This is a genomic window from Borborobacter arsenicus (assembly GCF_003934165.1).
Lineage (GTDB): Bacteria > Pseudomonadota > Alphaproteobacteria > Rhizobiales > Rhizobiaceae > Pseudaminobacter > Pseudaminobacter arsenicus.
This window is the reverse complement of record NZ_RKST01000008.1, coordinates 20,633-40,197: the sequence shown is the minus strand read 5'-3', so window position 1 is coordinate 40,197 and position 19,565 is coordinate 20,633. Positions and strand designations below refer to the sequence as shown.

Annotated in this window: 19 protein-coding genes and 1 tRNA gene; 8 read left to right on the top strand and 12 right to left on the bottom strand. The window is 59.6% G+C overall.

From position 1 onward, the window contains the following. Positions 1 to 2: 2 nt before the first annotated feature. Positions 3 to 78, bottom strand: a tRNA-Lys gene (locus EET67_RS13700). A 342-nt stretch (positions 79 to 420) separates the two neighbouring features. Between EET67_RS13700 and EET67_RS13695 the strand changes: the two genes are divergently transcribed. Then, complete coding sequence (locus EET67_RS13695; RefSeq protein WP_128626750.1) at positions 421 to 936, top strand: BA14K family protein; 516 nt, start codon at positions 421 to 423, stop codon at positions 934 to 936. Positions 937 to 1,043: 107 nt separating this feature from the next. Here EET67_RS13695 and EET67_RS13690 read toward each other — a convergent pair whose 3' ends face one another. The 7 genes from EET67_RS13690 to coaD all read right to left on the bottom strand — a co-directional run bounded on the left by EET67_RS13690 (position 1,044) and on the right by coaD (position 6,193). Next, positions 1,044 to 1,808 (bottom strand): DeoR/GlpR family DNA-binding transcription regulator, encoded by a 765-nt coding sequence (locus EET67_RS13690; protein WP_128626749.1) that lies wholly within the window; start codon positions 1,806 to 1,808, stop codon positions 1,044 to 1,046. A gap of 72 nt (positions 1,809 to 1,880) precedes the next feature. Then, positions 1,881 to 3,011, bottom strand: a complete 1,131-nt coding sequence (gene tgt / locus EET67_RS13685) for a tRNA guanosine(34) transglycosylase Tgt (protein WP_128626748.1) — start codon at positions 3,009 to 3,011, stop codon at positions 1,881 to 1,883. Further along, on the bottom strand, positions 3,008 to 4,084 hold the full coding sequence (gene queA, locus EET67_RS13680) for a tRNA preQ1(34) S-adenosylmethionine ribosyltransferase-isomerase QueA (RefSeq protein ID WP_128626747.1): 1,077 nt from the start codon (positions 4,082 to 4,084) through the stop codon (positions 3,008 to 3,010). The genes tgt and queA overlap by 4 nt, the downstream gene beginning before the upstream one ends. Then, positions 4,084 to 4,533 carry a DMT family transporter gene (locus tag EET67_RS13675; RefSeq protein ID WP_128626746.1) on the bottom strand — a complete coding sequence of 150 codons (450 nt, stop codon included), beginning with the start codon at positions 4,531 to 4,533 and terminating at the stop codon, positions 4,084 to 4,086. Before EET67_RS13675 ends, queA begins: the two co-directional genes overlap by 1 nt. A gap of 16 nt (positions 4,534 to 4,549) precedes the next feature. Continuing rightward, on the bottom strand, positions 4,550 to 5,065 hold the full coding sequence (locus EET67_RS13670; protein WP_128626745.1) for a peptidylprolyl isomerase: 516 nt from the start codon (positions 5,063 to 5,065) through the stop codon (positions 4,550 to 4,552). Positions 5,066 to 5,086: 21 nt separating this feature from the next. Further along, complete coding sequence (locus tag EET67_RS13665) at positions 5,087 to 5,674, bottom strand: peptidylprolyl isomerase (RefSeq protein WP_128626955.1); 588 nt, start codon at positions 5,672 to 5,674, stop codon at positions 5,087 to 5,089. A gap of 18 nt (positions 5,675 to 5,692) precedes the next feature. After that, on the bottom strand, positions 5,693 to 6,193 hold the full coding sequence (gene coaD / locus EET67_RS13660; RefSeq protein ID WP_128626744.1) for a pantetheine-phosphate adenylyltransferase: 501 nt from the start codon (positions 6,191 to 6,193) through the stop codon (positions 5,693 to 5,695). A gap of 172 nt (positions 6,194 to 6,365) precedes the next feature. On the opposite strand from coaD, the gene EET67_RS26410 reads away from it, so the two are divergent. Next, on the top strand, positions 6,366 to 6,500 hold the full coding sequence (locus tag EET67_RS26410) for a hypothetical protein (protein ID WP_281011082.1): 135 nt from the start codon (positions 6,366 to 6,368) through the stop codon (positions 6,498 to 6,500). A 51-nt stretch (positions 6,501 to 6,551) separates the two neighbouring features. Here EET67_RS26410 and gyrA read toward each other — a convergent pair whose 3' ends face one another. After that, positions 6,552 to 9,347 (bottom strand): DNA gyrase subunit A, encoded by a 2,796-nt coding sequence (gene gyrA / locus EET67_RS13655; RefSeq protein ID WP_128626743.1) that lies wholly within the window; start codon positions 9,345 to 9,347, stop codon positions 6,552 to 6,554. 244 nt (positions 9,348 to 9,591) lie between these two features. Between gyrA and EET67_RS13650 the strand changes: the two genes are divergently transcribed. Both EET67_RS13650 and EET67_RS25655 read left to right on the top strand, forming a co-directional pair. Further along, on the top strand, positions 9,592 to 10,221 hold the full coding sequence (locus tag EET67_RS13650; protein WP_128626742.1) for a MarC family protein: 630 nt from the start codon (positions 9,592 to 9,594) through the stop codon (positions 10,219 to 10,221). A 61-nt stretch (positions 10,222 to 10,282) separates the two neighbouring features. Next, positions 10,283 to 10,429 (top strand): hypothetical protein, encoded by a 147-nt coding sequence (locus EET67_RS25655; RefSeq protein WP_165899903.1) that lies wholly within the window; start codon positions 10,283 to 10,285, stop codon positions 10,427 to 10,429. A gap of 236 nt (positions 10,430 to 10,665) precedes the next feature. Here EET67_RS25655 and ssb read toward each other — a convergent pair whose 3' ends face one another. Both ssb and EET67_RS13640 read right to left on the bottom strand, forming a co-directional pair. Further along, the gene (gene ssb, locus EET67_RS13645) at positions 10,666 to 11,175 is read right to left on the bottom strand and encodes a single-stranded DNA-binding protein (RefSeq protein WP_128626741.1); all 510 of its coding nucleotides are present in this window, start codon (positions 11,173 to 11,175) and stop codon (positions 10,666 to 10,668) included. A gap of 717 nt (positions 11,176 to 11,892) precedes the next feature. Next, the gene (locus EET67_RS13640) at positions 11,893 to 12,087 is read right to left on the bottom strand and encodes a hypothetical protein (RefSeq protein ID WP_128626740.1); all 195 of its coding nucleotides are present in this window, start codon (positions 12,085 to 12,087) and stop codon (positions 11,893 to 11,895) included. Between EET67_RS13640 and uvrA the strand changes: the two genes are divergently transcribed. Together uvrA and EET67_RS13630 are read left to right on the top strand one after the other, a co-directional pair. After that, positions 12,076 to 14,997: an excinuclease ABC subunit UvrA gene (gene uvrA / locus EET67_RS13635; RefSeq protein ID WP_128626739.1), complete on the top strand. Its 2,922-nt coding sequence runs from the start codon at positions 12,076 to 12,078 to the stop codon at positions 14,995 to 14,997. The genes EET67_RS13640 and uvrA overlap by 12 nt on opposite strands. A gap of 32 nt (positions 14,998 to 15,029) precedes the next feature. Further along, complete coding sequence (locus EET67_RS13630) at positions 15,030 to 15,833, top strand: DUF72 domain-containing protein (protein WP_128626738.1); 804 nt, start codon at positions 15,030 to 15,032, stop codon at positions 15,831 to 15,833. A 52-nt stretch (positions 15,834 to 15,885) separates the two neighbouring features. Here EET67_RS13630 and EET67_RS13625 read toward each other — a convergent pair whose 3' ends face one another. After that, positions 15,886 to 17,436, bottom strand: coding sequence for an NAD(P)H-hydrate dehydratase (locus EET67_RS13625; RefSeq protein ID WP_128626737.1), 1,551 nt, complete (start codon positions 17,434 to 17,436; stop codon positions 15,886 to 15,888). Between the two features lie 327 nt (positions 17,437 to 17,763). Between EET67_RS13625 and EET67_RS13620 the strand changes: the two genes are divergently transcribed. Together EET67_RS13620 and glnA are read left to right on the top strand one after the other, a co-directional pair. After that, complete coding sequence (locus EET67_RS13620) at positions 17,764 to 18,102, top strand: P-II family nitrogen regulator (protein WP_128626736.1); 339 nt, start codon at positions 17,764 to 17,766, stop codon at positions 18,100 to 18,102. A 48-nt stretch (positions 18,103 to 18,150) separates the two neighbouring features. Further along, positions 18,151 to 19,560: a type I glutamate--ammonia ligase gene (gene glnA / locus EET67_RS13615; protein WP_128626735.1), complete on the top strand. Its 1,410-nt coding sequence runs from the start codon at positions 18,151 to 18,153 to the stop codon at positions 19,558 to 19,560. Positions 19,561 to 19,565 lie beyond the last annotated feature (5 nt).

Sequence of the window (19,565 nt, the reverse complement as noted above, 5' to 3'; positions counted from 1 at the left end):
GTTGGTGGGCTGGATGGGACTCGAACCCATGACCCCAGAATTAAAAGTTCCGTGCTCTACCACCTGAGCTACCAGCCCTCACCAATCCGCTCTGACGGCTTCTCCCGAATTTCGCAGGTTTTCCGCCGGTGCGGCTTGCGAAGATCCAAGGTTTGATAACCGGCAGCGGAGCGGATGCTTTCGGCGGAGCCGGATGCCCCCCGAAATTGCGCCGGAACATAGGGAGAGTGGCACAGCCGGTCAACCGTTAAATAGTGCTCACGAAGCGCAAGCTATCGTCCACGCCAAAGGCTTCAAAGCCCCAGTATGCGATAAGAAATAGAGTATTATTTTCAATGGCTTGTGATTTTTGTCGGAACCGGCTGTGTCTCAAACCGTTTCTTTTCTACAGAAATGTGACCCGCTATCGAGGAGCGAATCATGAAAAAATTCTTGTCAGGCCTTTGTGCCACCACTCTGGCGCTGTCATTCACAGCAGCGTCCATTGCGCCGGCAAATGCCGCGCAACCTTTTGTACCGAAGATTGAAAGCGCCCAACTGGATGTGACCCAGGTTCAGTACCGGGATCAGTTCGGACAACGCTTCTATCCTCGAAACAGCCGTCGGGATTGGCGCGAAGGGCGTGATTTCCGGCGGGACGCGCGGCACTATCGGCGTGGATTCGAAAGTCGCGGCGACTACTATTACTGGAGAGGCCACCGCGGCTATCGTCACTACCGACCCGGTTACCGCGAATATAATGGTTTCTGGTTTCCGGCCGCCGCTTTCATCGCAGGTGCGATCGTCAGCGGCGCATTGAACAATGCCCAGCCTGTTTATCGCGGTGGGGATTCGCACGTTCAATGGTGCTACAACCGCTATCGGTCCTATCGGGCGTCCGACAACACCTACCAGCCTTATAATGGGCCTCGACGTCAGTGCCTCTCGCCTTACTGAGGCAGCAGCGAGCTACCTATCGATTAGGCTGACGACATCCTCTCCTCGCCCAACGGGCGGGGAGCTTAAAAACGAAAGCCAAACGAAGGCGCTGTCGGGATGATTCGTCAGCGCGTTGTCTCCATCAGCTTTACTTCAGTGTCCCGGCAAATCTGGCGAATGGTATCCATCTCGCAGCGATCCGTGATGAAGGTGTCGACCTGCGATAGATGGCCAATGCGCACCGGCGCGGTTCGCTCGAATTTTGTCGCATCTGCGACCAGGATGACGTGACGCGCATTGGCAATGATTGCCTGAGCCACTTTCACTTCGCGAAAATCGAAATCCAGCAATGCCCCGTCGTGATCGATCGCCGAAGCGCCGATCACCGCATAGTCGACCTTGAACTGCCGGATGAAATCGACGGCCGCCTCGCCGACAATACCGCCATCGGATCCGCGAACGACCCCACCGGCAATCACAACCTCGATCTCAGGAAACACCCGCATCCGATTGGCAACATTTATATTATTGGTGATTATCATCAGACCGATGTGGTCAAGCAGCGCTTCGCTGACGGCTTCCGTCGTGGTGCCAATATTGATGAAGAGCGAGGCATTGTCCGGGATGAGGCTTGCGGCCGCGCGTCCTATCGCTTCCTTCTCGTCGGAGGCGATCTTGCGTCTGGCCTCGTATTCCATGTTCTCGATACCGGAAGGAAACAGGGCCCCGCCATGAATGCGGTTCAAGAGGCGCTGCTCACAAAGGTCGTTAAGGTCCTTGCGTATCGTCTGTGGCGTCACTCCGAAATGCGTAGAAAGGTCCTCGACAAGAACGCGCCCGTTGTCCTTGGCCATCTGGATGATTTCGGAATGCCGTGCCGACAGAAACAAGATACGCCTCCGGGTTTCGTTTTCTGGTGATTCTAGTCGAAAACGAAATGCCGAGATAGACGTCCTGTGCCCTTATAGGGTGGGGATATCGCCTCTCGCCCAACCTTCAGTGATAAGGGCGGCGCGCTCGCCAAAGGTGCCAGCTTCTACGGCACCGCGAATATCGGCCATCAGGCGCTGGTAATAGGCAAGATTGTTCCAGGTCAGCAGCATGGCGCCGAGCGACTCCTGCGACTTGACCAGATGATGCAGGTAAGCTCGCGAATAGTCACGCGAAGCCGGGCAATCGCTTTCCTCATCGAGCGGCCGATGGTCCTCGGCATGGCGGGCATTACGCAGATTGATCTTGCCGCGTCTGGTATAGGCAAGTCCGTGGCGTCCAGCGCGGGTTGGCATCACGCAATCGAACATGTCGATTCCGCGCGCCACCGATTTCAGGATGTCATCCGGCGTGCCGACGCCCATCAGGTAGCGGGGCTTGTCACCTGGCAACTGCGGACAGGTCACGTCGAGCATGTCCAGCATCACCGGCTGCGGCTCGCCGACCGCAAGCCCGCCAACGGCATAGCCTTTCAGGTCCAGTCCGGACAGAACCTGCGCTGAGCGTTCACGTAGGAGTGCCACGTCGCCGCCCTGAACGATGCCGAACATCGCCTTGCCCTGCTGGGTACCGAAGGCAGCCTTGCAGCGCTCCGCCCAGCGCAGCGACAGTTCCATCGCCCGTTCGACATCGCTTTCCTTCGCCGGCAGGGCGATACATTCGTCGAGCTGCATCTGGATATCCGAATCCAGCAGGCCCTGGATCTCGATCGAGCGCTCGGGCGTCATCTCGTAAGGCACGCCGTCGATATGCGAGCGGAAGGTCACGCCCTTTTCGGTGAGCTTGCGCAGCTTCGACAGCGACATCACCTGGAAGCCGCCGGAGTCGGTGAGGATAGGATATGGCCAGCGTGCAAATTCATGTAGCCCGCCAAGCCGCGCAACCCGCTCGGCCCCAGGTCGCAGCATGAGGTGATAAGTGTTGCCGAGGATGATATCGCTGCCCAGGTCGCGCACCTGATCCATATACATGGCCTTGACGGTGCCGCCGGTGCCCACCGGCATGAAGGCAGGCGTGCGCACGGTTCCGCGCGGCATGGAAATCTCGCCGCGCCGCGCCTTGCCATCGGTCGCGATCAGCCTGAAGGAAAACTCTTGGGTCATGGATCGGCCCTGAACAGCAGGCTGGCATCGCCATAGGAGTAGAATCGATAGCCGGTCTCGATGGCATGCGCGTAAGCCTGGCGCATAATATCGATGCCCGAAAAAGCCGAAACCAGCATGAACAGGGTCGACCGGGGCAGGTGGAAATTGGTCATCAGCACATCGACGAGCTTGAAGCGATAACCGGGGGTGATGAAAATATCCGTCGGCCCAGACCAGGCCTTGATCCGCCCATCTTCTCCGGCGGCGCTCTCCAGCAGGCGTAGCGAGGTGGTGCCTATGGAAACGATGCGCCGCCCCCCGGCCTTTGCGGCGTTGATCGCGTTTGCTGTCGCCTCCGAGACATAGCCAATCTCGGCATGCATCTTGTGCTCGTCCGTGTCGTCAGCCTTGACCGGAAGAAAGGTGCCGGCGCCGACGTGAAGCGTCACGAAATGGCCCTCGATGCCGCGCTCATCGAGCGCTGCCAATAGTGCCGGCGTGAAATGCAACCCAGCCGTCGGTGCGGCCACAGCGCCATCCTCGCGGGCATAGATCGTCTGGTAGTCGGCGCGGTCGCTCGCATCGTCCGGGCGCTTGGAGGCGATATAGGGTGGCAGCGGGATATGGCCGACAGACCGGATCGCCTCGTCCAGAAAAGGCCCCGATACGTCGAAAGCAAGCAGTGCTTCGCCGCCCTCGCCTTTTTCGACCACGGTTGCATCAAGCGCACCGAGAAAACAGGCGTTTTCGTCATGGCCGAAATGGATTCGGTCGCCTGCCGCAACCCGCTTGCCTGGACGCATGAAGGCATGCCAGCGATCCGCGCCAGCCCGCATATGCAGTGTGGCTTCGACCTGCGCAACGGCCTCACCGCGCCGGCGAATGCCCTTCAACTGAGCCGGAATAACCTTGGTGTCGTTGAACACGACGACATCGCCTGGCGAAAGCAACGATGGCAGATCGGCAACCAGCCTATCCTCTACAGCCTCACCGGGCTCGACCACCATGAGGCGGGCAGCGTCGCGGGGGTGAGCCGGTCGCAATGCAATCCGCTCTTCGGGCAATTCGAAGTCGAAAAGATCAACACGCATCAGAGATAACGCACCATCACTGCGCCGATCAACAAAAGCAGCGCGCCGGCAATCCTGCCTACGGAAATCTCACGTACCGCCACCCCGAGTACGCCGATCCGGTCCACGACCATGCCGGCAATCAATTGCCCGGCAACCAGGAACGCCATGAGCGCGGCAGCCCCCAGCCGTGGAATGAGGATGATGGTGCTGGTGACATAGACCGCCCCGAGACATCCGCCGACGATAAACAGCCACGGCGCGGGCACTCGCCAATCTATGACGGCACCCTGCGCGCGTGACAAGGCAAAGGTCACCAAGCCCAGAACTATCGCGCCAGCAAAAAACGAGATGGCCGCAGCGGCAAGGGTGGAGCCGAGTCCACGCGCCAGTTCAGCGTTGACCGGCGCCTGGACAGCAACGAAAGCGCCGGCCAGAACGCCGAGCAACGGCCACAACATCCCCGCCATGACGCGTGCCTCTTGCTCAGGCTGCGACGTCGGCCGCAACCTTCAGCGACACGATCTTGTCGGGATCCTGCACCGGCTCGCCGCGCTTGATCTTGTCGACATTCTCCATGCCTTCGATCACCTGGCCCCACACCGTATATTGGCGGTTCAGGAACGAAGCGTCCTCGAAGCAGATGAAGAACTGCGAATTCGCCGAGTTCGGATTCTGCGCACGAGCCATCGAGCAGGTCCCGCGCGAATGGTTCACATTGGAGAATTCCGCTTTCAGGTCCGGCTTGTCCGAGCCGCCCATGCCAGCACGCGCCGGGCTGAAATTCGGGCCGTCCGACTTGCCGAACTTCACATCGCCGGTCTGGGCCATGAAGCCATCGATGACGCGATGGAAGACGACGCCGTCATAAGCACCTTCACGCGCCAGTTCCTTGATGCGGCCGACATGGCCGGGAGCCAGATCGGGCAGAAGTTCGATGACGACCTTGCCCTTGGTGGTCTCCATGATGAGCGCGTTCTCGCGATCCTTGATTTCGGCCATTTTACGTTTTCCTTGTTAAAACTAATTTCCGTCGCCGACGATCCGCACCTTGATCATGCGGTCGGGTCCATTGACAAGCCCATTGGCAGCCGGGTCACCCTTTTTTATCTTGTCCACCGCTTCCATGCCGCTCTCGACGGTGCCGACGATCGTGTACTGGCCGTCAAGGCCCGGATTTGGCGCGAACATGATGAAGAATTGCGAATTGGCTGAGTCCGGATTTTGCGCCCGCGCCATGCCCACCGTGCCGCGCACGAAATGCTCTTCGGAAAACTCAGCCGGAATATCGGGCAGTTGCGAGCCGCCAGTGCCGGAGCGTTCGGCGCTGTAGCCATCCTCCAAGTCGCCGAATTCGACGTCTCCGGTCTGGGCCATGAAGCCGTCGATGACGCGATGGAACGCAACATTGTTATAGGCGCCTTCACGCACCAACGTCTTGATCTGCTCGACATGTTTGGGTGCCAAATCTGGACGCAGCGCAATGGTGACATCGCCATCCTTGAGCGAGATCACCATAGTGTTGTCCGGCTCGGCGGCCAGGCTTGCTGCCGGCACTCCGACCAACCCGGCAAGAACAATGAGGGGAAGGCCAAGCCTTTTGAAATGCATGAGCATGCTTTGAAACCTCTATTTTGCAAATTTAGCGGTAAGCGCGCCCGCCACGACCTCCGGTACAAAAGGCCGTATATCACCACCCATCGAAGCTATCTGGCGGACGAGTGTGGCGGTAATGGTGCGCACCGACGGGCTTGCCGGCAAGAACACCGTCTGCAGTTCCGGCGCCATGGTCTCGTTCATGCCGGCCATCTGCATCTCATAATCCAGATCGGTGCCATCGCGCAGGCCCCTGATCATGATGGAGGCACCGTTCTTACGTGCTGCATCGATCACCAGCCCGTCGAATGCGACCACCTTGATGCGATGACTGTCGGCACCAAACTCGGCTGCGGCGGATTTCTCGATCAGTTCGACACGTTCATCGAAAGAAAACAGCGGCTTTTTCGATGGCTGCACGCCGATGGCCGCAAATACTGTATCGGCCACGGCAAGCGACGCCTTCAGCACATCGAGATGGCCGTTGGTCAACGGGTCGAAGGAGCCGGCATAGATGGCGATACGATCTGTCATGGCGTGGCTTTTTAGCGGTCGCGTGGCGCAAAGGCAATCTGCATAGATCACGGCGATGAACGCCAGATGAACACTGTGATCACGGCAAGTTCAAGTCAGGCAAGTAAGCATCGCTGGAAAAGACGAAACCAAATCACCATATCCGCGTTGTAGGGATCAGGAGAACAACATCATGATCATTTACATGCTAGCCGCCGCAATGACCATTGCCATGCTGATCGCCACTGCGTTCGGAATCCATCAGGAGACGCAGCGGTTGCGCTATCGGGAGCAGAAAGCGCGCACCGACGGATTTGGCCGGCGCTAAGTATAGTCTCGCCGACGGCCTCGCCAATCGAGGCCGTCACGGTCATGCAGTCTAGCTCGAAGGCTCCCCTGCAATAGAAGCCGAATTCCCGTCCAAGCCAGCAGATTCGCTTTCCTCCCCGCCTTCAGATTCCTCCTCGCCATTGGCTTCGGAAATCCGTTCGACCGAGACCACCCTTTCACCATCCGCAGTATTGAAGATAGTCACGCCCTTGGTGGCACGGCTGGCGATGCGAATGCCGCCAATGGGCACCCGAATGACCTGCCCACCGTCCGAAACCAGCATGATCTGGTCGTCGTCGCCTACAGGGAAGGCCGCAACCAGGCGCCCGATCTCCGCCGTCTTCGATACGTCGGTTGCACGAATGCCCTTGCCGCCGCGCCCGGTCAGACGGAAGTCGTAGGATGACGAGCGCTTGCCATAGCCCTGCTCGGTCACCGTCAGCACGAACTGCTCGCTTGCCTTCAACTCTTCATAACGCTCCGGCGCCAGCGTCGTCTCTTCTCCGACTTCCTCATTGGTCAGGGAAATGTCGTCTTCATCACCGGTCGACAGCTTACGCTCGGCCGTCGACTGCTTGAGGTAAGCCGCACGCTCGGCCGGCGTCGCCTCGACATGGTGCAGAATGGTCAGCGAGATTGCGCGATCGCCTTCGGCCATGGAAATACCACGCACGCCCACCGAATTGCGGCCGGCGAAAACGCGCACGTCGCCCACCGGGAAGCGAATGCACTGGCCGGATGCGACCGTCAGCAGCACATCGTCATTTTCCGTACAGGTTTCGACGCCGAGGATCTCATCGCCCTCCTCGTCCAGCTTCATGGCAATCTTGCCGTTGCGGTTGACCTGGACGAAATCCGACAGCTTGTTGCGTCGCACGGTGCCGCGGGTCGTAGCAAACATCACGTCCAGTTCACCCCAGCTCGCCTCGTCTTCCGGGAGCGGCATGATGGTGGTGATGCGCTCGCCCTGTTCCAGCGGCAGCATGTTGATCAGAGCCTTGCCGCGCGATTGCGGATTGCCGATCGGCAGGCGCCAGACCTTTTCCTTGTAGACGATGCCGCGCGAGGAAAAGAACAGCACCGGCGTGTGGGTATTGGCCACGAACAGGCGGGTGACGAAATCCTCGTCCTTGGTCGACATGCCCGAACGGCCCTTGCCGCCCCGGCGTTGCGCCCGGTAGAGCGAAAGCGGCACGCGCTTGATGTAGCCGGTATGGCTGACGGTCACGACCATGTCCTCGCGCTGGATCAGGTCCTCGTCGTCCATGTCCGAACCGCCGTCGGTGATCTCGGTGCGGCGCGGTGTACCGAACTCGTCGCGAACCGCGGCAAGCTCGTCCTTGACGATCTGCTGGATGCGGGCACGCGACGACAATATGTCGAGATAATCGCGGATTTCTTCGCCGATCGTGTTCAACTCGTCGGCGATCTCGTCACGGCCTAGCGCCGTCAGGCGCTGCAGGCGCAGTTCGAGGATGGCACGCGCCTGCTCTTCCGACAGATTGTAGGTGCCGTCGTCATTGATGCGATGACGCGGATCGTCGATCAGCCGGATCAGCGCCTCGACATCGGTTGCCGGCCAGCGGCGCTCCATCAACTGGTCGCGCGCCGTTTGCGGGTCAGGAGCGTGACGGATGAGCTTGATGACCTCATCGATATTGGCAACAGCAATGGCCAGACCAACCAAGACATGGGCGCGGTCGCGCGCCTTCCGCAGAAGATACTTGGTGCGGCGGCTGATGACGTCCTCGCGGAATGCCACGAAGGCCTTCAGCATATCGGTCAGCGTCAGCACTTCCGGCTTGCCGCCATTGAGTGCCACCATGTTGCAGCCGAATGAGGTCTGCAACGGTGTGAAGCGGTAAAGCTGGTTGAGGATGACCTCGGCATTGGCGTCGCGCTTCAGTTCGATGACGACGCGGTAGCCTTGTCGATCGGACTCGTCGCGGATATCGGAGATGCCCTCGATACGCTTGTCGCGCACCAGTTCGGCCATCTTCTCGATCATCGTCGCCTTGTTCACCTGATAGGGAACCTCGGTGATGATGATCGCCTCGCGGTCGTTGCGGATCTGCTCGATCGCCACCTTGCCGCGCATGATGACGGAGCCGCGCCCGCTGGAATAGGCGCTGTAGATGCCTGACCGGCCAAGGATCAATCCGCCGGTCGGGAAATCCGGACCCGGAATGATCTCCATCAGTGCAGGCAGATCGATCGCGGGATTATCGATGACCGCAATGGCGCCGTTGCACACCTCCATGAGGTTGTGCGGCGGGATGTTGGTGGCCATGCCGACGGCGATGCCGCCCGACCCATTGACCAGCAGATTCGGGAAGCGTGCCGGCAGGACGCGTGGCTCCTTGCCCGAGGCATCGTAGGTTTCCTGGAAATCGACCGTATCCTTGTCGATATCCTCCAGAAGCTCATGCGCAACCCGGGTCAGGCGGGATTCGGTGTAGCGCATCGCCGCCGGCGGATCGCCATCGATCGAGCCGAAATTGCCCTGCCCGTCGATAAGCGGCACGCGCAAGGACCAGTCCTGCGCCATGCGCACCAATGCGTCATAGATCGAGGCGTCGCCATGCGGGTGATATTTACCCATGACGTCTGCCACCGGGCGCGCCGACTTCACATATTTGCGGTTCCAGTGATAGCCGCTCTCATGCGAGGCATAGAGGATACGGCGATGAACCGGCTTCAGCCCATCGCGGACATCTGGGAGGGCACGGCTGACGATGACGCTCATCGCATAGTCGAGATAGGAGCGTTGCATCTCCTCTATGATCGAGACAGGCTCGATGTCGGAGGGGCCGCCGGGTCCACCCGGTATTTTCTGGTCGGTCAAATCAGGTCACTTGAACTCTTGGGAATCACCGTCCTCTTATATAGGAACGGGATGGATTTCTCCAATTCCGCCATGTTTTTTCCAACGTTGATTTCCCTCGGAAAATCAAACGGATATCGGATTCAAACGGCCATGCGACACCATGGCCCCAGCCCAACAGGGCGTAGCAGGCACGCCGCCCGGCGATGTGAGGGTGGAATGCGCTCGCCAATAGCTATAGCCTGCCTGCGCGGAGGGGTCGTATATGCCGAATTTCGAGAGTATTTTCAACGCTTTCGTCACAATTCTCGTGACCATCGATCCGCCCGGCCTTGCACCGTTATTCCTTGCGGTGACACGCGGCATGAGTCGCGACCAACGCCATCAGGTGTCGATCCGGGCCAGCATCATTGGCTTTTGTGTCATGGCGCTGTTTGCGGTTGCGGGTGCCTCCATCCTCTCGGTCTTCGGCATCACGCTGCCGGCTTTCCGTGTTGCCGGCGGATTCCTGCTGTTCTTCATCGCTTTCGAAATGGTGTTCGAGAAGCGGCAGGACCGCAAGGAGAAGATCTCCGATGTGGCAATCACCCGCGACCACATCCACAATATCGCCGCCTTTCCACTGGCGATCCCGCTTATTGCCGGACCCGGCGCCATTTCGGCAACCGTGCTCCTGTCCGGTTCGTTTCAGGGATGGGCTGCGCAGGCGACCCTGGTTGGCATCATCCTCGTCTGCCTGCTGGCGACCTATCTTGTCTTCGTGCTTGCCGAACGTATTGATGGGCTGCTCGGGCAGACCGGGCGCTCCATCCTCACACGCCTTCTCGGCGTTATCCTTGCTGCATTGGCGGTCCAGTTCGTGGCCGATGGCGTTAGGGCACTGGCAACAGCTTAAGACTTGCGATACACGCCAAGGTAGCGGGGGCGCGCAAACCAAACCGTTGTCAGGCAGAACCATGAACCAGAACAGGCTCTATTTCATCATCGGCGCGCTTGTCGTCGTCGTGATTGTTCTCGGCATCTACATGTATCGGCAGGAAACCAAACCAAGCGGCGTGGAACTTCGTATCGACGAGTCCGGCGTATCGGTCCAGCAACAGTAGCCGGACAAGAAACAGCGTTCAGCGGCAAGGCGAAGGCTACTGTAGCCTGCACCGCCCATGGAATTGCCGACGCGCTGTTCCGGATTCACAAAGACCCGACCGAATACAGCTCCACGTCTCGGTCGGGTTACCCTACCCGCTCCGATGCCCAATGAAGCCAGGATCGACTTATGCGCTCAATTTTCGGGGCACCTTAAAGCCGCTTCGGAGCTTACATCCCCAAACGCAAATCGGGCTCAGAACGGAATTTCGTCATCGAGATCGCGTGACGATCCTCCGCCCCGGTTGCCGCTGCCACCACCGCCACCGCGCCAGTCGTCGCTCGGCCCGGATTGGCCGAAGTCCGAGCCACGGCTGCCACCGCCGCCATAGCCAACCTGGCCGCCCTCGCTCTGGCCGCGCGAGTCGAGCATCTGCAACTCACCACGGAACTTCTGCAGCACGATCTCGGTCGTGTAGCGCTCGATGCCGTCCTTTTCCCATTTGCGGGTCTGCAACTGGCCTTCGATGTAAACCTTCATGCCCTTCTTCAAATACTGCTCGGCGACCTTGGCGAGATTGTCATTGAAGATCACCACCTGATGCCATTCGGTCTTTTCGCGGCGCTCGCCGGAATTCTTGTCGCGCCACGTTTCGGAAGTCGCGATGCGCAGATTGACGACCGGATCACCGGAGTTGAGGCGCCGGATTTCAGGGTCCGCTCCAAGATTACCGACCAGAATGACCTTGTTGACGCTACCCGCCATGACATTGCTCCATACGCATCCGAATATCTGCTGACCGCAACCGGCAGCAACGTCGCTACACCCTAGACGATGTTGCCCGCCCATGCCCTGGGCGGATCAAAATTCGATCTACTGTCCACAACTCATTTGTTCTTATTTTGTTCTAAACGAAACGAGCCTCCGTTTCAAGTGTGTAGTTTCCGCTCCGCCGCATGCCGGTCCGCTACCTGGCAAACCAAGGCCTCGCGGCTCATTCAAGTGCACGCGAGGCCCTTATGGCATTCTAGCCAATTGCCGGGAGTGGTTTACCGGCTTTGATTTCGGATGCACGCGGCAGTCAGCCGACGATCCGACTACAGTCTCTGATTTTCAAGGGGGACATCAGCCTGCGTTGATCGGGGAAACCCGAGGGCTAGGCTTGATGCGGCTCTGCACCGTTGCAAAGCCCTTTGGGACTGTCAGGTGGGGTCATGCCTCCGCTCCTCTGTCAGTTGCTCCAAAGTCTTCCGTAGCACCTATCCGCCTGCCTGCGGCGTCTCGCAGACTGCCCATTGGCGACGAAGAGCATCAGGGGATGCTCGGCTTCGGATGACGAAAGCAACTCTGCCCCTATTGGCCTGCCGACGTCAACAGCCAAGGGAGGGACCGATCAAAATGTGATTGAAACGCCGGCAAACGACGACAATGACGGGCAATCCAACGCCACTGTCTGGCCGTTCCTGGCGGCTTTTTTTATTCTCAGGAGATGTCAGGAACTTGTTCGGCCTTTGTTCTTTTTGCTTGCTCCACCGGCGCAAAAGCGGCAAAACCTGCTGACAGTGGACAGGCCGCCTCGACAGCGCGGCAGGAATACCTACATGAGCGTTTGGCCGGACAAACCAGCCAATCCGAAACTTTTTGAATTGAGGCGGCGGATCCGGCATGGCCGACCATAAATATCTCTCCGTTCGCGGCGCGCGCGAACACAATCTGAAGAATGTCGATCTCGATCTGCCGCGGGACTCGCTGATCGTCATGACTGGCCTGTCCGGTTCGGGCAAATCCTCGCTCGCCTTCGATACGATCTATGCCGAGGGCCAGCGGCGCTATGTCGAGAGCCTATCGGCCTATGCGCGTCAGTTCCTGGAAATGATGCAGAAGCCGGATGTCGACCAGATCGATGGCCTGTCGCCGGCAATCTCCATCGAACAGAAGACGACCTCGCGCAATCCGCGCTCCACGGTGGGCACTGTCACTGAGATCTATGATTATATGCGCCTGCTGTTTGCGCGTGTCGGCATACCCTACTCGCCCGCCACCGGACTGCCGATCGAGAGCCAGACGGTCAGCCAGATGGTCGACCGGGTGCTGGCGCTGGATGAGGGCACGCGCCTTTATATCATGGCGCCCATCGTGCGTGGCCGCAAAGGCGAGTACCGCAAGGAATTGGCCGAACTGCAGAAGAAGGGGTTCCAGCGCGTCAAGATCGACGGCGCCTTCTACGAGATCGCTGATGCCCCGGCACTGGACAAGAAATACAAGCACGACATCGACGTCGTGGTGGACCGCATCGTCGTGCGCGGCGACCTCGGAACGCGGCTTGCGGATTCGATCGAGACCGCGCTGAAGCTGGCCGATGGCCTGTGCGTCGCCGAATTCGCCGACCGGCCGCTGCCGGCCAGTGAGACGGCCGAGGACTCGGTCAACAAATCCAAGAACGAGACGCACGAGCGCATCCTGTTTTCGGAGAAATTCGCCTGCCCCGTGTCGGGTTTCACCATTCCCGAAATCGAGCCTCGGCTGTTTTCCTTCAACAACCCCTTCGGCGCCTGCCCGGCCTGCGACGGCCTTGGAACGCAACGCGCCATCGATGCCAGCCTCGTCGTGCCCGACGACAATGTTTCGCTGCGCGGCGGCGCGGTTTCGCCCTGGGCCAAGTCGACCTCGCCATATTATGCGCAGACGCTGGAGGCCCTGGGCAAGGTCTATGGCTTCAAGCTTGCCGACAAGTTCAGCGACCTGGACGAAGAAGCCAGGAATGCGATTCTTTACGGCACCGGCACCCAGGAAATCACCTTCCATTATGATGACGGCCTGCGCTCCTACAAGACGACCAAGACTTTCGAAGGCGTGATCCCAAATCTGGAGCGCCGCTGGAAAGAGACGGAATCGGCCTGGATGCGCGAGGAGATCGAGCGCTTCATGTCCTCGACCCCCTGCCCGGCCTGTAACGGCTATCGCCTGAAGCCCGAGACGCTGGCCGTCAAGATTGCCGGCAAGCATATCGGCCAGGTCTCGGAAATGTCGATCAGGGCTGCCAATAGCTGGTTCAAGCACCTGCCGGCCGAACTGAACGAAAAGCAGAACGAGATCGCTGTCCGCGTCTTGAAGGAAATTCGCGAGCGGCTGCGCTTCCTCAATGATGTCGGCCTCGATTATCTGACACTTTCGCGCAATTCCGGCACGCTTTCGGGCGGCGAAAGCCAACGCATCCGGCTTGCCTCGCAGATCGGCTCGGGTCTGACGGGCGTGCTCTATGTGCTTGATGAACCTTCGATCGGCCTTCATCAGCGCGACAATGCGCGCTTGCTGGACACGCTGAAGCATCTGCGCGACCTCGGCAATACGGTGATCGTGGTCGAACATGACGAGGACGCGATCCTGACCGCCGACCATGTCGTCGATATCGGCCCCGCTGCCGGCATCCATGGCGGGCAGATCATCGCCGAAGGCACACCAGCCGAGATCATGGCCAATCCCGCGTCGATCACCGGCAAATATCTGACCGGCGAACTCGAAATCGCCATGCCGGCAGAGCGTCGCCAGCCGAAAAAGGCACGCCGCATCAAGGTGGTTGGCGCACGCGGTAATAATCTGAAGAATGTCACGGCCGAAATCCCGCTCGGCACGTTCACTGCGGTCACCGGCGTCTCGGGCGGCGGCAAATCGACCTTCCTGATCGAGACGCTTTTCAAGGCAGCATCGCGCCGCATCATGGGCAGCAGAGAGCATCCGGCCGAACATGACCGCATCGAGGGGCTGGAATTCCTCGACAAGGTCATCGACATCGACCAATCGCCGATCGGCCGCACGCCACGCTCCAATCCGGCGACCTATACCGGCGCTTTCACGCCCATCCGTGACTGGTTTGCCGGCCTGCCGGAAGCCAAAGCCCGTGGCTACCAGCCCGGCCGCTTCTCCTTCAACGTCAAGGGCGGGCGTTGCGAGGCCTGCCAGGGCGATGGCGTCATCAAGATCGAGATGCACTTCCTGCCGGATGTCTATGTCACCTGCGACGTCTGCCATGGCAAGCGCTACAATCGCGAAACGCTCGACGTCACCTTCAAGGGCAAGTCGATTGCCGATGTGCTTGAAATGACTGTGGAAGAAGGCGTCGACTTCTTCGCCGCAGTGCCGGCGGTGCGCGACAAGCTGCAGACGCTGGCCAAGGTCGGCCTGGGCTACATCAAGGTCGGCCAGCAGGCGACCACGCTGTCGGGCGGCGAGGCGCAGCGCATCAAGCTCGCCAAGGAATTGTCGCGCAAGGCGACCGGCAAGACACTCTATATCCTCGACGAGCCGACGACCGGTCTGCATTTCCATGACGTCGCCAAGCTGCTGGAAGTGCTGCACGAACTGGTCGAGCACGGTAATACGGTGGTGGTGATCGAACACAATCTCGAGGTCATCAAGACGGCGGACTGGATACTCGACCTCGGTCCCGAGGGTGGCGACGGCGGCGGCGAACTAGTGGCTGGCGGAACGCCGGAAGACATCGCCCGCGAGCCGCGCAGCTATACCGGCCAGTTCCTCAATGAATTGCTGGAGCGCCGGCCGAAACGAAAGGCGGAAGCGGCGGAATAGATTTCCGCATGCATCGATTTGTGGAGGATCAAATGACGGCTAGTGGAAAAATCCGTGCCGGCATGGGCGGTTGGACCTTCGAGCCTTGGGAAACCTCCTTCTATCCCGAGAAGCTCGCCAAGGCCAAGCAGCTGCAATATGCCAGCCGTCAGGTCCCCACCATTGAGGTAAACGGCACCTATTATTCGTCTTTCAAGCCCAATACTTTCGCAAAATGGGCAAGCGAAGCGCCAGAAGGCTTTGTTTTTTCACTGAAAGGCAATCGCTTCGTCACCAATCGGCGGGTGCTGGCGGAGGCTGGCGAGTCGATGATGCGCTTCTTGGAATCCGGCGTGTCGGAACTCGGCGAAAAGCTCGGGCCAATCCTTTGGCAATTTGCACCCACCAAGAAATTCGACGCCAAGGATTTTGGTGCCTTCCTTTCCCTGCTGCCTGAAAAGCAGGATGGCGTGCCACTGCACCACGCTGTCGAGGTCCGGAATCCTTCCTTCGTGGTGCCGGAGTTTGTTGCGCTTGCGCGCAAGCATAATGTCGCGATCGTCTATGCCGATCACGCCACCTATCCGGCAATTGCCGATGTGACCGGCGATTTCGTTTATGCGCGCCTGCAGACCGGGCACGACGAGATAGCAACCTGCTATCCACCCTCCGCGCTGGATGCATGGGCCGCGCGCGCAAGGTTGTGGGCCGGAGGCAAGGCACCGGGCGACCTGCCACTCGCTGCGCCGGACGAACCCGCACTGGTCAAGCCCCGAGATGTGTTCATCTATTTCATCACCTCGGGCAAGGTGCATGCACCGCATGGCGCAATGGCCTTCATGGAGCGGGTCGGCTAGCCCGACGCCCGAGTTGGATAGCATTGCGTCCTAACGGACGGATATTGGCGATCTATCCCTTTGTTTGAGCATCGGGTTTTCCGAAAACCGTATTCCACCTTTCGGCCTGACGCGCTGGCAGCAACTCTCGTATGGTGGGCAACAGGGCTAGTGGCAGGTCTTCGGCGATCAGCCCCGGCCCGAAGCGCAAGGCAGCATCCGCATGGGCCCACACCGCCGCACATGCCGCTTCGAATGGCGGCATGCCTTGCGCCAACAGGCCGGCGCAGATGCCGGAAAGCACGTCACCCGAACCTGCAGTGGCCAGAAGCGGCGTACCGTTGCCGTTGATTGCAGCGTAACCGGAAGGCGCGGCAATCACGGTGTCGGGTCCCTTGTAGATGATGACGGCTCCGGATCGCTTTGCCGCAGCCCGCGCCTTTTCCAGCTTCGAGATTTGGCTTTCGCCGGCAATGTCCGGAAAAAGCCGGCGAAATTCGCCTTCATGCGGGGAAAGCACCGTGGCCGGAGCCCCGTCCCTATGCAATGCGTCGAACAATAGCTCTGGCCGGCCGGCGAATGTCGAAAGCCCATCGGCATCGAGGACAAGGCTTGGCAAGCCGCCGGCTTTCGCCAGCATGGCGAGGAGGAAATCACCCGCGTCGGCTTCAGCGCCCAGGCCCGGCCCATAGACGAGCGAGTGCGGGCGACGGGCTTCCAGGAACGCCAGCACCTCCTCTAGCGTGTCAGCCTCGCGCAGGATGATCGATGTCAGATGCGCTGCGTTAATGGCGGTCGATGCGGAGGGCGATAACAGGGTCACCGCCCCTGCCCCGATCCTTGCTGCCCCCATTGCAGCAAGCCGCGCGGCCCCCGTCGCAGCCGGCCCACCGGAAAACACGCCGACATGGCCGCGGCTGTATTTATAGCTGTTGATATTTGGAGCCGGGAAATGGCCGATCCACGCGGCGGGCGTATTTTCCACGCAGGCGCTACCGATCGCAGCCACTGTCCGGTCGCCAATGCCGATATCGGCCACCACCACCTCGCCGCAGAAATCCCTGCCCGGCAGCAGCAGATGCCCCGGCTTCTTGCGTGTGAATGTCACGGTTATTGCCGCGCGAAAAGCCGCCCCAAGTATTACTCCGGTTTCGCCCGAAACGCCCGACGGTAGATCCACCGCTACGACGGTGCGTGAAGAAGTCGCCTCCGCGATCCGGCACAGCTCGTGCGACAGGGGCTTCGACAGCCCGGCCCCGAACAGTGCATCGACGATGACAGAGCCGGCTTCGGGCTCGTAATCGGCCAACGGCTGAGGTTGGATTGGGCATTCGCGTGCTGCGATGGCCGCATCGCTGCCCACGCGCGGCCGACCCTGTGCATACAACGCAACATTCATCCCAGCGTCCGAAAGCAGGCCCGCGACGACATAGCCATCGCCGCCATTATTGCCCGGCCCACACAGCACGTCGACCTTGGCGGCTCCGGAGAACCGCTCCAGGATAAGTGCTGCAACCGCATGACCGGCGTTGTGCATGAGATCAATGCCGCTGAGCGGGCCGCCTTCTATGGCCGCCCTATCAACCAGCGCCATTTCAGCGGGGGTAAGAATTTCATGCGCCATGCGCGACGCCTCGATAGGTCTCAATATCGACCTGTCTATCATATCGCGGCTGCGGCCTGAACCGGGTCTCTGCTCCGGCAACGATCCAATCTGCCTAAAAACTAGGCGCATTGCACAATCGATAGCCTGCCACGCTTTCAGACTTTGTAGTGGTGTAAAGTGTCTTGCTGCAAACACCTGAAAACATGACTGAAACACAACTTTTCCGCGCCCAATACGTCAAAGGCGACGAGTTCTTGCTCACAACGCAAACTGGCACGCTTCCTGCTTGAATATGGGCAATCGGCGCAAGGCCGTTCGTTTCTTCCAGCGGAGGCATATTTCCAAATGAAAAAAATCGAAGCGATCATCAAGCCGTTCAAGCTCGATGAGGTCAAGGAAGCTCTTCAGGAAGCCGGCCTGCAAGGCATTACGGTGACCGAGGCAAAGGGTTTCGGACGCCAGAAAGGCCACACGGAACTCTATCGCGGCGCCGAGTATGTCGTAGACTTTCTCCCCAAGGTGAAGATCGAACTGGTTCTGGGTGACGATTCCGTCGAGGCGGCCATCGAGGCCATCCGCAAGGCCGCCCAGACCGGCCGCATCGGCGACGGCAAGATCTTTGTCTCCAACATCGAGGAAGTGGTTCGCATCCGCACCGGCGAAACCGGCATCGATGCCATCTGAACCGGCTCTGCCGGGCACTCTCTTTAACGTCATACACAGGAAGATCACATGACGACAGCCAACGACATCCTCAAGCAGATCAAGGAAAACGACGTGAAGTTCGTTGACCTGCGCTTCACAGACCCCAAGGGCAAATTGCAGCATGTCACGATGGACGTTGCCGAGGTCGATGAGGACATGTTCGCCGACGGCGTCATGTTCGACGGTTCCTCGATCGCCGGCTGGAAGGCCATTAACGAGTCCGACATGGTTCTGATGCCGGACCCCGACACCGTTCACATGGACCCATTCTTCGCGCAGTCGACCATGGTCATATTGTGCGACATTCTCGATCCGGTCTCCGGCGAAGCCTATAACCGCGACCCGCGCGGCATCGCCAGAAAGGCCGAAGCCTATATGAAGGCCGAAGGCATCGGCGACACCATCTTCGTCGGCCCGGAAGCCGAATTCTTCATTTTCGATGACGTCCGGTTCAAGGCCGACCCATACAATACCGGGTTCAAGATCGACTCCAACGAACTGCCCTCCAACGACGACACTGACTACGAGACCGGCAACCTTGCCCACCGGCCGCGCGTCAAGGGCGGCTATTTCCCGGTGCCGCCGATCGATTCCTGCCAGGACATGCGCTCGGAAATGCTCACTGTTCTGACCGAGATGGGCGTGCGGGTGGAAAAGCATCATCATGAAGTGGCGCCCGCGCAGCACGAACTCGGCGTCAAATTTGACGCGCTGCTGCGTAACGCCGACAAGATGATGCTCTACAAATATGTCGTGCACCAGGTCGCCAATGCCTATGGCAAGACGGCCACCTTCATGCCCAAGCCGCTGTTCGGCGACAATGGTTCGGGCATGCATGTGCATATGTCGATCTGGAAAGAGGGCAAGCCGACCTTTGCCGGCAACGAATATGCCGGCCTCTCGGAAAGCTGTCTCTACTTCATCGGCGGCATTATCAAGCACGCCAAGGCCATCAACGCCTTCACCAATCCGCTGACCAACTCCTACAAGCGGCTTGTGCCTGGCTACGAAGCGCCTGTCCTGCTCGCCTATTCGGCGCGCAACCGTTCGGCCTCCTGCCGCATACCGTTCGGTTCTTCGCCGAAATCCAAGCGCGTCGAAATCCGCTTCCCCGATCCGGGCGCCAACCCGTATCTGGCATTTGCCGCCATGCTCATGGCCGGTCTCGACGGTATTAAGAACAGGATTCATCCGGGCCAGCCTATGGACAAGGACCTCTACGACCTGCCGCCGAAGGAATTGAAGAAAATCCCGACCGTCTGCGCCTCGCTGCGCGAAGCGCTGCAGAGCCTCGACAAGGATCGCGGCTTCCTCAAGGCCGGTGGCGTCTTCGATGACGACCAGATCGACAGCTATATCGAACTCAAGATGGCCGAGGTGATGCGTTTTGAAATGACGCCGCATCCGGTCGAGTTCGATATGTATTATTCGGTGTAATTTCG